General features: G+C 68.6%; 14 protein-coding genes. 8 read left to right on the top strand and 6 right to left on the bottom strand.

Annotated features, from left to right (window positions below; translation table 11 throughout):
- The first annotated feature begins 37 nt into the window (after positions 1 to 37).
- Together VER16_RS14355 and murU are read left to right on the top strand one after the other, a co-directional pair.
- Entirely contained in the window at positions 38 to 1,063 is a 1,026-nt protein-coding gene (locus VER16_RS14355) for an aminoglycoside phosphotransferase family protein (RefSeq protein WP_324809260.1), read from the top strand.
- Positions 1,063 to 1,773 carry an N-acetylmuramate alpha-1-phosphate uridylyltransferase MurU gene (gene murU, locus VER16_RS14360; RefSeq protein WP_324809262.1) on the top strand — a complete coding sequence of 237 codons (711 nt, stop codon included), beginning with the start codon at positions 1,063 to 1,065 and terminating at the stop codon, positions 1,771 to 1,773. The genes VER16_RS14355 and murU overlap by 1 nt, the downstream gene beginning before the upstream one ends.
- A 498-nt stretch (positions 1,774 to 2,271) precedes the next feature.
- Here murU and hda read toward each other — a convergent pair whose 3' ends face one another.
- Genes hda through VER16_RS14375 form a run of 3 tightly spaced genes read right to left on the bottom strand, consistent with a single transcriptional unit; the run spans position 2,272 to position 5,275 of the window.
- On the bottom strand, positions 2,272 to 2,979 hold the full coding sequence (gene hda / locus VER16_RS14365) for a DnaA regulatory inactivator Hda (RefSeq protein ID WP_324809585.1): 708 nt from the start codon (positions 2,977 to 2,979) through the stop codon (positions 2,272 to 2,274).
- Positions 2,979 to 4,151: an AI-2E family transporter gene (locus VER16_RS14370; protein ID WP_324809264.1), complete on the bottom strand. Its 1,173-nt coding sequence runs from the start codon at positions 4,149 to 4,151 to the stop codon at positions 2,979 to 2,981. Before VER16_RS14370 ends, hda begins: the two co-directional genes overlap by 1 nt.
- Positions 4,148 to 5,275: a DUF2066 domain-containing protein gene (locus VER16_RS14375; protein WP_324809266.1), complete on the bottom strand. Its 1,128-nt coding sequence runs from the start codon at positions 5,273 to 5,275 to the stop codon at positions 4,148 to 4,150. Before VER16_RS14375 ends, VER16_RS14370 begins: the two co-directional genes overlap by 4 nt.
- A gap of 112 nt (positions 5,276 to 5,387) precedes the next feature.
- On the opposite strand from VER16_RS14375, the gene purM reads away from it, so the two are divergent.
- The 5 genes from purM to VER16_RS14400 all read left to right on the top strand — a co-directional run bounded on the left by purM (position 5,388) and on the right by VER16_RS14400 (position 9,200).
- Positions 5,388 to 6,446: a phosphoribosylformylglycinamidine cyclo-ligase gene (gene purM, locus VER16_RS14380; protein WP_108764305.1), complete on the top strand. Its 1,059-nt coding sequence runs from the start codon at positions 5,388 to 5,390 to the stop codon at positions 6,444 to 6,446.
- 20 nt (positions 6,447 to 6,466) lie between these two features.
- Positions 6,467 to 6,958 (top strand): hypothetical protein, encoded by a 492-nt coding sequence (locus VER16_RS14385; protein ID WP_324809270.1) that lies wholly within the window; start codon positions 6,467 to 6,469, stop codon positions 6,956 to 6,958.
- 22 nt (positions 6,959 to 6,980) lie between these two features.
- Positions 6,981 to 7,634, top strand: a complete 654-nt coding sequence (purN, locus tag VER16_RS14390; RefSeq protein ID WP_324809272.1) for a phosphoribosylglycinamide formyltransferase — start codon at positions 6,981 to 6,983, stop codon at positions 7,632 to 7,634.
- A 67-nt stretch (positions 7,635 to 7,701) separates the two neighbouring features.
- The gene (locus VER16_RS14395; RefSeq protein ID WP_324809274.1) at positions 7,702 to 8,514 is read left to right on the top strand and encodes a DUF3108 domain-containing protein; all 813 of its coding nucleotides are present in this window, start codon (positions 7,702 to 7,704) and stop codon (positions 8,512 to 8,514) included.
- Positions 8,515 to 8,516: 2 nt separating this feature from the next.
- Entirely contained in the window at positions 8,517 to 9,200 is a 684-nt protein-coding gene (locus VER16_RS14400) for a DUF3108 domain-containing protein (RefSeq protein WP_108768044.1), read from the top strand.
- 86 nt (positions 9,201 to 9,286) lie between these two features.
- Here VER16_RS14400 and VER16_RS14405 read toward each other — a convergent pair whose 3' ends face one another.
- Genes VER16_RS14405 through VER16_RS14415 form a run of 3 tightly spaced genes read right to left on the bottom strand, consistent with a single transcriptional unit; the run spans position 9,287 to position 11,124 of the window.
- The gene (locus VER16_RS14405) at positions 9,287 to 9,604 is read right to left on the bottom strand and encodes an EF-hand domain-containing protein (protein WP_324809277.1); all 318 of its coding nucleotides are present in this window, start codon (positions 9,602 to 9,604) and stop codon (positions 9,287 to 9,289) included.
- Positions 9,601 to 10,872 carry a UDP-N-acetylglucosamine 1-carboxyvinyltransferase gene (gene murA, locus VER16_RS14410; RefSeq protein ID WP_324809279.1) on the bottom strand — a complete coding sequence of 424 codons (1,272 nt, stop codon included), beginning with the start codon at positions 10,870 to 10,872 and terminating at the stop codon, positions 9,601 to 9,603. The genes VER16_RS14405 and murA overlap by 4 nt, the downstream gene beginning before the upstream one ends.
- A gap of 21 nt (positions 10,873 to 10,893) precedes the next feature.
- The gene (locus VER16_RS14415; RefSeq protein ID WP_021202589.1) at positions 10,894 to 11,124 is read right to left on the bottom strand and encodes a BolA family protein; all 231 of its coding nucleotides are present in this window, start codon (positions 11,122 to 11,124) and stop codon (positions 10,894 to 10,896) included.
- A gap of 54 nt (positions 11,125 to 11,178) precedes the next feature.
- On the opposite strand from VER16_RS14415, the gene VER16_RS14420 reads away from it, so the two are divergent.
- Positions 11,179 to 12,180 carry a KpsF/GutQ family sugar-phosphate isomerase gene (locus VER16_RS14420; protein WP_324809282.1) on the top strand — a complete coding sequence of 334 codons (1,002 nt, stop codon included), beginning with the start codon at positions 11,179 to 11,181 and terminating at the stop codon, positions 12,178 to 12,180.
- Positions 12,181 to 12,216 lie beyond the last annotated feature (36 nt).

Genomic DNA, 12,216 nt, shown 5'->3' on the forward strand with positions numbered 1-12,216 from the left:
TGAGCTTGGCGCGCCCGTCGCGTCCGGAACCGCCTGCATGACCGAACCTGCTTCCGATCCCCAGCGCAGCGCGCAGCGCCTGCAGTGGGCCCGCACCCAGCTGGACGACGCCAACGCGGTGGTCGAACGCGCCTCGGTCGATGCCGGCCTGCGCAGCTACTGGCGCACCACCAGCACGGGCGGCAGCCACATCGTGATGGATGCCCCGCCCGGCCTGGAGGATCCGCAGCCGTGGCTGCGCATGCGCAGCCTGCTGCACGACCACGGCCTGCGCGTGCCCACCCTGCTCGCCCAGGATCTCGAGGCCGGCTTCCTGCTGCTGGAAGACCTCGGCGGCCCGACCCTGGCCAAGGTGCTGGATGAGCGCAATGCCGATGCCTGGTTCGGCCGTTCCATCGACCAGCTGCTGCGCCTGCAGGCGATCCCGGTGCCGGAAGATTTCGGCCGCTTCGGCGAAGCGCTGCTGCAGCGTGACGCCGGCCTGTTCGACGAATGGTTCCTGCAGCGCCACCTGGGCGTCACCCTTGAGGGCGTCGAGGCTGAAAGCCTGCAGCAGGCGCAGCGCCTGCTGATGGACAACGCGCTGGGCCAGGCCCAGCTGATGACCCATCGCGACTACATGCCGCGCAACCTGATGCCGGTCGACGACGGCCCGGCCATCCTCGATTTCCAGGATCTGGTGCGCGGCCCGATCGCCTACGACGCGGTGAGCCTGTTCAAGGATGCGTTCCTGAGCTGGCCGCTGCCACGCGTGGACGCCTGGCTGGCGCAGTACCACCAGCGCGCGCTCGACGCTGGCCTGCCGGTGCCCGACCGCGCCACCTTCCTGCGTGATGCCGACTGGATGGGCATCCAGCGGCACCTGAAGTGTCTGGGCATCTTCAGCCGCCTGCGTTACCGCGACAACAAGGGCCACTATCTGGACGACGTGCCGCGCTTCATCGGTTACCTGGATGAAGTGCTGCCGCGCTACCCCGAGCTGGCCGCGCTGCAGCAGCTGCTGGACGGGCGCATCAAACCGGCGCTGGCCGATCTGGCCGCCCCGATGCGCGTGGTGCGCTGATGAAAGCGCTGATCTTCGCCGCCGGCCTCGGCGAGCGCATGCGTCCGCTGACCCTGCACACGCCCAAGCCGTTGCTTGCGGTGGCTGGCAAGCCGCTGATCGTGTGGCACCTGGAGCGGCTGGCCGCGCTGGGCATGCGCGAGGTGGTGGTCAACACCGCGTGGCTGGCCGAGCAGTTCCCGGCCATGCTGGGCGATGGCAGCCAGTGGGGCCTGCAGCTGCACTTCGTGCACGAAGGCGAGACCCCGCTGGAAACCGGCGGCGGCATTCTCAACGCACTGCCGTTGCTGGGCGATGCGCCGTTCCTGGTGGTCAACGGCGATATCTGGACCGACTTCGATTTCGCCAGCCTCCCCGCCGAACCGCAGGGCCAGGCGCACCTGGTACTGGTGGACAACCCGGCGCAACATCCCGGGGGCGATTACCGCCTGGATGCGCAGGGCCAGCTGCACCACGACCGCGCCGGGCCATGCCTGACCTACGCCGGCATCGGCGTGTACCGGCCGTCGATCGTGGCGGACTGGCGCGCGGTGATCGGCGATGCGCCGGGCAGTGAGCGCGTGCCGCCGAAGTTCTCGGTGGTGCCGCTGCAGAAGCATTTCATGGCGCAGGGGTTGATGACCGGGCAGCACCATCGCGGGCGCTGGACCGATGTCGGGACGGTGGATCGGCTGCGTGCGCTGGACGCGGAGTTGGCAGCGAACGGCTGAGCCCCTCGTAGCTGGATGCGTGATGCGTTGGGATCACTGACGTCTGGCCGGGCGGATGGGCTGCGCAGGGGACGCTGCAAGTACGTCCTTGTAAGCTCGTAGGCGCCATCCATGGCGCCTGCGCCCCTGCGCAACCCATCCGCCCGGCCACGGACAATTTCCGTGGGCATCCAGCCACGGAAAAGAAAAAGAAAAGCAGAAGCGGATCGCGTCGCTGCGCTCGCTCGCCTGTGTCGACCAAGGTCGACACCTACCAAGAGCGGAGCACATCACAAGGTCGAATCCCGAGGCCACCGGCCAACTGTCGAAGGCGTGGTGGGTCCGGTTGAGGGGGTGTGAGCCGCATGGATGCGGCGACCAAGCCCCCATGGATGGGTTCACGGCGTCCCCCTCAACCGGACCCACCCCGCCAACCCACGGAATGCACGCATTTGACGTTGACGTTGCTCTGGCTTGCAGCGGGTGCAGGGCAGCAGCCCTGCAAAGAAAACCCCACCCTCAGTACCGGGGCCGGCCTTCTTCCAGCACCTGGCGCAGGAACGGCACGGTGATCCGCCGCTTCGCCGCCAGCGACTCCCGGTCCAGCCAGTCCAGCAGCGTGATCAGCCCACCCAGCTCGCGCCCGGTGTGCGACAGCAGCCACTCGATGGCCGCCTCGTCGATCGCCAGCCCGCGCCGCAGCGCGCGCTCGCGCAGCACCGCCGCCCGGCCTTCCTCGTCCAGCGGCTGCAGCAGCACCCGCACGCACTGGCCCAGCCGCGAACGCAGGTCCGGCAGCACCAGGCCCAGCTCGCCCGGCGCACGCTGCGCCGTGTACAGCACGGTCACTCCCGCCGCACGCGCGCGGTTGTGGAAGTCGAACAGCGCGATCTCGTCCTCGCGGTGGCCGGCAATCGCATCCAGGCCGTCCAGCGCCACCAGCTCGCGCTGGTCCAGCCCGTCCAGCGCAGCCGTCACACGGCCGACCGCGCCGGCCAGCGGCACGTAGGTCGGCAGGCGCCCGGCCTGCTGCGCGCTGGAACACATCGCCAGCGCCTGGTGGGTCTTGCCCGTGCCTGCCGCACCTTCCAGGTAGACCCAGTCGTGGCTGGCACCCACCGCGATCGCATGCAGCTGCGCCAGTGCGCCATCCGGCGCACCGATGAAGGTCTCCAGGCGCTGGTCCCGCGGGTAATGCAGGGCCAGCGGAAGTTGCGGCACACCAATCACTTCGGGTCCGGGCCGTTCTCGTAGGGGTCGAGGATGATATGGGGTGCGTCGATCACGCCATCAAGCACGATCGCAGGCTTTTCGCCGACGTACAGCTCGCTCTGGCGGTACCGCTGGTGCGCATAGCGCAGCAGTACGTTGCTGACCGCCGCCACCGGCAACGCCAGCAGCATGCCGAGGAACCCGAACAGCTGGCCGCCGGCCATCACCGCGAAGATCACCGCCACCGGGTGCAGGCCGATCTTGTCGCCGACGATGCGCGGGGTCAGTACATAGCTTTCCAGCAGCTGGCCCACCGTGAACACCACGCCCACCAGCAGCAGCAGCTTCAGGTCGATGCCCTGTGCCTGCACCAGCGCCGCCACCACCGCCATCACGATGCCGGTGGTCGCACCCAGGTACGGAATGAAGCTGATCAGGCCGGCCACCAGGCCGATCAACAGGCCCAGCTTCAGGCCGACCAGCGACAGGCCGGCGGCGTAGATCACGCCCAGCGCCACCATCACCAGGAACTGGCCACGGATGAACGCGCCCAGCACCTCGTTGGATTCGCGCGCCAGGTTGGTGATCGTGCCGATGTGGTTGCGCGGGATCACCGAAGCCACGCGCTCGACCAGCTTGTCCCAGTCACGCAGGAAGTAGAACGCCAGGATCGGCAGCAGCGCCAGGTTGACCATCCAGGTCACCACGGTGAAACCCGAGCGCGAGACATAGCCCATGAAGGTCGTGGCGAAGCCGCCGGCCTGCTGCCAGTGGCTGCGCACCCACTCGATCAGCCGGTCCGGGTCCATCCACTGCATCACTTCCAGGCCGGTCTTCTGCTCGAACCACGGGATGCCGGTCTGCATCAGCCAGGCCTGCGCCTGCGGCACGGCGGCCATCAACGTGGTGATCTGGCGCTCGATCATCGGCACCAGCACCAGCAGCAGCGCGGTGACCACCAGCACCATCGCCACGAACACCAGCACCACGCCGGTGTTGCGCGAACGGCCGGTAGCCTCGATGCGGTCCACCAGCGGGTCGCCCAGCCAGGCCAGCGCCAACGCCAGCACGAACGGGGTCAGGATGGGGGCCAGCAGCCACACCACCCAGCCGATCAGCAGGGCGACGGCCACGTATTTCAGCCGTCGCAGGAACTGCGCGATTTCCGCTTCCGGGGATTGGGTCATCGCAGTCGGTACTCGTTGCTGACCGGGGCCGCCTGCGGCGCGCCGGTGCTGTCATCGATCGGCGCCGGCAGGGCCGGCAGGGTCGCCGACGGCACCAGCACGCCGTTGTCGCCCAGCATCCGGTTGAAGCCGGCCAGGCCGGTGGTCATTTCCAGATTCAGCTCCAGGTGGTCGGCCGTCGCCCGCAGCGGGGTGATGTTGCGCACCACCGGCACCTGGCGCAGGCCGGCGGCCAGGCGCAGGTATTCCTCGCTGCTGCTGATGCCGGTCACCACGATCCGGTAGGTGCCGGCCGCACCGGTGGCCGCGCCGGCCTTGGCGTAGCGCTTGACCAGGGCATCGGCGGCGCCATCGGCACCGGCAGCCATGGCGCGCATGGCGTTGGCGTCCTTGCTGGTCCACTTGTTCAGCTCACGGCCGTTGTCGACGAACACCCAGTCGGCCTGCCAGCCGCCATTGGCGCGGTAGAGCTTGCCGATCAGCTGCATCGGCGGCGAGTAACGGGACGAGGCGCGGGCCACCGCAGCGCTGTCCTGGCGCCAGATGGCACCGGCCAGGGCCTGTTCGGCCGCACCACCGCTGGGCAGGCCCAGCTTGAAGCCGCGCTCGATGGCGCGGTTCAGCAGCGGACGGGCCGCATTGGCCTGCTGCACGCTTACCAGGCGCGGGCCGCTGCCATCATCCACCGCCAGCCAGACCACCGGCTTGGGCCGCGGCTGCGGCCACAGCGGCAGGCCCAGGGCGGACACCAGCGCGTCGACATCATCTTCGCGGAAACGGGCCACCAGCAGCGTCCGGTAGCTCGGCGCGCCACTGGCGCCCACGCTCTGGTCCTGCTTGAAGTCATAGCTGGCCACGTAGTCCTTGGCGTTGCGCAGCGCCTGCACCACACCGGGGCGGGACATCACGTTGCGGTCGCCGGACAGCTTGCCCAGGACCACGCCCAGCGCGCGGGCCAGGCCCCCGTTGCGGTCGGCCTCGGCCTGGCTGTTGACGGGCACTTCGGCCTCGTAGGCACCACTGGCGGTGGCGACATCTCCCTCGGTGCGAAGGCCGCTCTGGGCCATCGTGGCCACCGGCAGGCACAGCGCGAGGAGCAGGGTGAGAATAAGGCTGCGGCGCATCAGGACATCCATTGGCTCGACGTATCCGGGGGGAATTGTTGCCCGAATACGGACTTTGCGCCAATGCGGCCTGTTAAAATCGCCCGTTCAACCCCTGCCAGCGCCGACGCCCGTGACCAACACCCCGTCTTCCGCCCCCTCCCCTCTCACCTACCGTGACGCGGGCGTCGACATCGACGCCGGCAACGAGCTGGTCGAGCGGATCAAGCCCCTGGTCAAGCGCAGCTTCCGCCCGGAAGTGATGGGCGGCCTGGGCGGCTTCGGCGCCCTGTTCGACCTGTCCAACAAGTACCGCGAGCCGGTGCTGGTGTCGGGCACCGACGGCGTGGGCACCAAGCTGAAGCTGGCCCACCAGCTGAACCGCCACGATACGATCGGCATCGACCTGGTCGCCATGTGCGTCAACGACGTGCTGGTGCAGGGCGCCGAGCCGCTGTTCTTCCTGGACTACTTCGCCACCGGCAAGCTGGACATCGACACCGCCGCAGCGGTCGTGGGCGGCATCGCCAACGGCTGCACCGAGGCCGGCTGCGCGCTGATCGGCGGCGAAACCGCTGAAATGCCCGACATGTATGCCCCGGGCGAGTACGACCTGGCCGGCTTCACCGTGGCTGCCGTCGAGAAGAGCGAACTGAAGGATGGCGCCAGCGTGGCCGCCGGCGACGTGCTGATCGGTATCGCCTCCTCCGGCCCGCACTCCAACGGCTACTCGCTGGTGCGCCGCATCTACGACCGCGCCGGCCAGCCGGCCGACCTGGAGCTGGAAGACGGGGTCAAGCTGGTCGACGCGCTGATGGCGCCGACCCGCCTGTACGTCAAGCCGATCCTGTCGCTGCTGAAGTCGCACGGTGCGGCCATCCACGGCATGGCCCACATCACCGGTGGCGGCCTGACCGAGAACATCATCCGCGTCGTGCCCGAGGGGCTCGGCCTGGACATCCAGGCGTCGGCCTGGCCGCTGCCGCCGGTGTTCCAGTGGCTGCAGAAGGAAGGCGCCGTGGTCGACAGCGAAATGTGGCGCACCTTCAACTGCGGCATCGGCTTCGTGCTGATCGTCGCCCCGGAGCAGGTCGCTGCCGTGTCCGAAGCCGTGCAGGCGCAGGGCCTGGACCACTGGCCGATCGGCCAGGTGGTCACCGCCAGCGGCGCCGAACGCGTCCGCATCGCCTGATCGACACCCAAGGAGCCCGCATGGACGCCACGCCCCCATTGTCCGCCGCACCGGTGCCGCCCCCGGCCCCGGTGGCGCCCGCACTGACCGCGCAGGACCTCGACCACCTGCGCCTGCTGTCGATCTTCCATTACGTGGTGGCCGGCCTGGCCGCCGTGTTCGGGCTGATCTTCTGCATGCACATCGTGATGGGCATCGCCATGCTCAGCGGCGCCCTGCCGATGAACTCCAACGGCCAGGCCACGCCGCTGCACGAGCAGCAGTTCATGGGCTGGATGTTCATCATCATGGGCGGCTGCGCGGTGTCCTTCGGGCTCGGCCTGGCGGGCTTCATCGCCTATGCCGGGCGTTGCCTGAAGCAGCGGCGCCGCCACCTGCTGTGCATGGTGGTGGCCGCCATCGCCTGCCTGTTCACCCCGTTCGGCACCGTGCTGGGCGTGTTCACCCTGGTCGTGCTGCTGCGGCCGCAGGTGAAGGCGGCCTTCGAAGCCAACGCCCGTTCCCGTACCTGAGATCCCCGATGGCCGCCGTCGCATGACCGCACGCATCGCCGTACTGGCCTCCGGCCGTGGCAGCAACCTGCAGGCCATCCTTGATGCGATCGACGCCGGCCGCCTGCCGGCCGAGGTGGTGGGGGTGTTCTCCGACCGCCCCGATGCAGCCGCGCTGCAACGGGTCGGGCCCGGCCAGCGCTGGGCGCAGGCGCCGAAGTCCTTCAACGACCGCGCCGCCTACGAACAGGCGCTGGGCGATGCCGTAGAGGCCGCTGCGCCCGACTGGATCGTCTGCGCCGGCTACATGCGCATCCTCGGCGCCGGGTTCGTCCAGCGCTTCAGTGGCCGCCTGGTCAACATCCATCCGTCGCTGCTGCCGCTGCACAAGGGCCTGCACACCCATGCCCGGGCGCTGGAAGCCGGCGATGCCGAACACGGCGCCAGCGTGCACCTGGTCGTGCCGGAACTGGATGCCGGGGCCGTGCTGGCCCAGGTGCGCGTGCCGGTGCTGCCCGGAGATGACGCAACCCGCCTGGCCGAACGGGTCCTGGCGGTCGAGCACCCGCTGCTGATCGCCACCCTGCAGCTGCTGTGCGGCGGGCGCCTGGCTGAACGGGAGGGGCAGCCGATCTTCGACGGTCACCCCCTGTTTAGCCCGTTGGCTCTAGATTCCGCCGGAAACCTGAACCGGTAACGCCCGTGCACACGCCCTGCTGACTGCGGGGCTGGCATCCTGCCTCCTCCTGCGGTTCCTGCCCGCCATGAAGAACACGATTCCGTTGCGCAACGTCCTGCTGCTGCCGCTCGCCGTGCTTGCCTGTGCCGCCTGGGCGCAGACCCCGCCGTCGGCCGAACCGGCGCCCATGGTGCAGGCGCCGCCGGCCCCGGCCGTGCCCGCGCTGCCGGCGATGGCTTGGGAAGCGCCGCCGCTGCAGCCGTTCACGGCCACCTACCAGGCCTTCTACAAGGGCAAGGAGGCCGGCGATGCGACCATGCAGGTCACCCACACCGGCGGCAACCAGTGGCGGGTGGACATGCAGGTGGTCGGCCGCCGCGGATTCGCCAGCGTGCTCGGCCTGAACCTGGAACAGAGCACCGTGTTTGAGGAGCGCAATGGCGTCTACGCACCGTTGAGCCAGAGCACCGTGCGCAAGGGCCTGTTCCTGGGCAAGAAGGCGGTGGGCACCTACAACTGGGAAGCCGGCACCGCGCAGTGGAGCGGTGACGTGAAGAAGGACCGCGCCCAGCCCATCCCGCTGCAGCCGGGTGACCAGAGCGCGCTGCTGCTGAACCTGTCGCTGATGCGCGACGCCCGCCCCGGCGCGGTGATGCACTACCGCTACGTCGAACTGGGCAAGGTGCGCCAGCACGATTACCAGGCCGCCGCACAGACCGAGAACGTCGAGGTCGGCGACCTGTCCTACAACGCACTGAAGGTGTACCGCACCAACGGCGGCAAGAACGAAACCATTCTCTGGATCGCCAACGGTGTCCCCACTCCGGTGCGCATCCTGCAACGCGAAGATGGCGAGGACCGTGTCGACCTGCGCCTGATCGAATACCAAGGAGTATGAGCATGACGACCCTGACCCGCCCGCTGACCTGGATCGCTGCTGCCGCACTGTCGGTGGCCAGCCTGCCGGCGATGGCCCTGCAGCCGTTCAAGGCTGATTACCTGGCCAGCTACATGGGCATGCAGGCCAACGGCACCATGACCCTGGCCAATGAAGGCACCGGCAAGTGGCGCTACAACCTGCAGGTGAAGAACCAGCTGGCCGACCTCAGCCAGAGCACCGTGTTCGAGGAGGTGCGTGGCCAGCTGCGTCCGCTGAGCAGCCAGGACCGCTCGGCGCTGCTGGTGAAGAAGCGCAACGTGCAGGCCAACTACAACTGGACCAGCAACCAGGCCACCTGGACCGGCGACATCAAGCCGGACCGCGCCGGACCGGTCGCGCTGAAGGCCGGTGACATGGATGCGCTGCTGATCAACCTGGCGATCGCCCGCGATCTGGCCGCCGGCAAGCCGCTGACCTATCGCATGGTCGACGAAGGCCGCATCAAGAACATGACCTACAAGGTCGTGGGCAAGGAAGCAGTGACCGTGGGTGGCAAGAGCTACCAGGCCACCAAGGTCTCGCGCGTGGATGGCGACAAGGAACAGATCGCCTGGATCGTGCCCGAGTTCCCGGTGCCGACCCGCATCCTGCAGCGCGAAGGCGGCCGCGACGCGCTGGACCTGACCATCAAGGCGCTGAACTGACGCGTCCGGGGCAGAGCGCCAGTAGATCCACGCCATGCGTGGATACGCGTCCAACAAAAAAACGCCCGCTTGCGCGGGCGTTTTTCTTACTTCTTCTCTTCGGCGGCGGCCGGCGTGAACTCGGTACGGCAGTCCACCCGGATCTGCTGGCCGCTGCTGCGCCAGACGAAGGTGCGGCAATGGCGGTTGCCTTCCTGGCTGTCATTCACCGCAACGGCATAGAACGACTGGATGATCTCGTCACGGCTGACCGTGCCATCGCCATTCCAGTCCATGTCCTTCTGCTCGATGCCCTTGGTGATGGCCAGGTTGGCGTACCAGGCATAGCCCAGCCACGCCAGCACGATCAGCACCAGGGCCAGCAGCGCCTTGCGGCGGGGGCTGAAGCGGCCGCGCAGGATCACGGCACGCGCCGGATGGTGGCACCGAGCGAAGACAGCTTCTCTTCGATGTTCTCGTAGCCACGGTCGAGGTGGTAGATGCGGTCGATGGTGGTGTCACCGTCGGCCATCAGGCCAGCCAGGATCAGCGACGCCGAGGCGCGCAGGTCGGTGGCCATCACCGGTGCGCCGCTCAGGCGTTCGTGGCCGCGGGCGATCGCCGTGTGGCCTTCCACCTGGATGTCCGCGCCCAGGCGCAGCAGTTCGTTGACGTGCATGAAACGGTTCTCGAAGATCGTTTCGTTGATCACGCCCACGCCATCGGCCACGCAGTTGAGCGCCATGAACTGCGCCTGCATGTCGGTCGGGAAGGCCGGGTACGGCGCCGTGGTCAGGTTGACCGCCTTCGGGCGCTTGCCCTGCATGTCCAGGGTGATGCTGTCCTCGGTGGTCTCGATCTTCGCACCGGCCTCGACCAGCTTGGACAGCACCGCGTCCATCGTGTTCGGGCGCGCGCGGTTCACGGTCACCTTGCCGCCGGTCATCGCCGCGGCCACCAGGAAGGTGCCGGTCTCGATGCGGTCGGGCAGCACTTCATGACGGCCACCGGACAGGCGCTCGACGCCCTCGATGACCAGGCGGGCGGTGCCCAGGCCCTCGATCTTCGCGCCCAGCGCGATCAGGCAGTGGGCCAGGTCGGTCACTTCCGGCTCCATCGCACAGTTGTCGAGGATGGTGGTGCCCTCGGCCAGCACCGCACCCATCAGCACGTTCTCGGTGCCGGTGACGCTGACCATGTCGAAGGTGAAGTGGCCACCCTTCAGGCGCTTGGCGGTGGCCTTGATGAAGCCGTTCTCGACCACGATGTCCGCACCCAGCGCCTGCAGGCCCTTGATGTGCTGGTCGACCGGGCGCGAACCGATGGCGCAGCCACCGGGCAGCGACACTTCGGCCGCGCCGAAGCGGGCCAGCAGCGGGCCCAGCACCAGGATCGAGGCGCGCATGGTCTTGACCAGCTCATACGGTGCCACGTGCTGGTTGACCGGACGCGGGTCGACCACGATCGCGCTGCCGCGCGACAGGGTGCCCTGGTCGATGGTGACCTTGGCCCCCAGTTCGCCCAGCAGCTTCACCGTGGTGACCACGTCGTGCAGGTGCGGCACGTTGGTGATCTCCACCGGCGCATCGGCCAGCAGGGTCGCGCAGAGGATGGGGAGGACGGCGTTCTTCGCGCCGGAGATGCTCACTTCACCGTGCAGCGCAGCGCCGCCGGTCACAACGATCTTGGCCATGTATTGGGAATCTTCTGCGGTTCAGCCGGCTTCGGCCGGGGTCACGGTTTTCAGCGCCAGCGCGTGGATCGCGCCGCCCATCAGGTCGCCCAGGGTGGCATAGACCATCCGGTGGCGGGCCAGCGGCATCTTGCCGGCAAAGGCCTCGCAGACCACGGTCGCTTCGAAATGCACGCCATCGTCACCGCGCACGTCGGCGCGGGCGCCCGGCAGGCCGGTTTCGATCAGGTTGCGGATGGTGTCGGCGTCCAACGGGCTTTCCTAATAAAATGAACCCTCATTCTACTTCCGCTGCGTGGCGTCCGCATGGCCGAGTCCTCCCTGCCCCCCCGTTCCGTCGATCCTGCCGCCCTGGTGGCCAGTGGCCGCCGCGTGTTCGAGATCGAGCAGCAGGCGCTGCAGGCCGTCGCCAGCGGGCTGGGCGAGGCCTTCCAGAAGGCCTGCCGGGTGATCCTGGGCAGCCGCGGCCGGGTGGTCGCCACCGGCATGGGCAAGTCCGGCCACGTGGCCCGCAAGATCGCCGCCACCCTGGCCTCCACCGGCACCCCGGCCTTCTACGTGCACCCGGGCGAGGCCGGCCACGGCGACCTGGGCATGATCACCGAAGACGACGTGGTGCTGGCGCTGTCCTATTCGGGCGAATCGGATGAGGTGCTGATGCTGCTGCCGGTGCTCAAGCGCCAGGGCAACGTATTGATTTCCATGACCGGCCGGCCGCAGTCCAGCTTGGCCAGGGCCGCCGACGTGCACCTGGATGTCAGCGTGCCGGCCGAGGCCTGCCCGCTGGCGCTGGCGCCGACCTCCAGCACCACCGCCTCGCTGGCGATGGGCGATGCGCTGGCCGTGGCCCTGCTCGACGCACGCGGCTTCACCGCTGACGATTTCGCCCGTTCGCACCCGGCCGGCAGCCTCGGCCGTCGCCTGCTGCTGCACATCACCGACGTCATGCACAGCGGCGATGACCTGCCCAAGGTCGATGCCGAAGCCAGCCTCAGCCAGGCCCTGGTGGAGATGAGCCGCAAGCGGCTGGGCATGACCGCCGTAGTCGATGCCCAGGGCGTGCTGATCGGCCTGTTCACCGACGGCGACCTGCGCCGCGCGCTGGACACCGAGCTGGACGTGCGTACGGCGAAGATCGCCGAGGTGATGACCCGCAACCCGCGCACCATCGGCGCCGACCAGCTGGCGGTGGAAGCCGCCCGGCTGATGGAAACCCACAAGATCAACGGCCTGATCGTGGTCGATGGCCAGGGCCGGGCGGTCGGCGCGCTGAACATTCATGACCTGTTGCGGGCGCGGGTGGTTTAACCGAGAGTCGGTAGACCCCATTCAGACTGTACCCCG

The sequence above is a fragment of the Stenotrophomonas sp. genome (assembly GCF_035634915.1).
Lineage (GTDB): Bacteria > Pseudomonadota > Gammaproteobacteria > Xanthomonadales > Xanthomonadaceae > Stenotrophomonas.

Excerpts from the sequence above, each read along its gene's own strand:
- purN (WP_324809272.1), top strand. The coding sequence starts at position 6,981 with ATGACCGCACGCATCGCCGTACTGGCCTCCGGCCGTGGCAGCAACCTG.
- VER16_RS14355 (WP_324809260.1), top strand. The coding sequence starts at position 38 with ATGACCGAACCTGCTTCCGATCCCCAGCGCAGCGCGCAGCGCCTGCAG.
- VER16_RS14400 (WP_108768044.1), top strand. The coding sequence starts at position 8,517 with ATGACGACCCTGACCCGCCCGCTGACCTGGATCGCTGCTGCCGCACTG.
- murA (WP_324809279.1), bottom strand. The coding sequence starts at position 10,872 with ATGGCCAAGATCGTTGTGACCGGCGGCGCTGCGCTGCACGGTGAAGTG.
- VER16_RS14420 (WP_324809282.1), top strand. The coding sequence starts at position 11,179 with ATGGCCGAGTCCTCCCTGCCCCCCCGTTCCGTCGATCCTGCCGCCCTG.
- VER16_RS14375 (WP_324809266.1), bottom strand. The coding sequence starts at position 5,275 with ATGCGCCGCAGCCTTATTCTCACCCTGCTCCTCGCGCTGTGCCTGCCG.
- VER16_RS14385 (WP_324809270.1), top strand. The coding sequence starts at position 6,467 with ATGGACGCCACGCCCCCATTGTCCGCCGCACCGGTGCCGCCCCCGGCC.
- murU (WP_324809262.1), top strand. The coding sequence starts at position 1,063 with ATGAAAGCGCTGATCTTCGCCGCCGGCCTCGGCGAGCGCATGCGTCCG.
- VER16_RS14395 (WP_324809274.1), top strand. The coding sequence starts at position 7,702 with ATGAAGAACACGATTCCGTTGCGCAACGTCCTGCTGCTGCCGCTCGCC.
- VER16_RS14370 (WP_324809264.1), bottom strand. The coding sequence starts at position 4,151 with ATGACCCAATCCCCGGAAGCGGAAATCGCGCAGTTCCTGCGACGGCTG.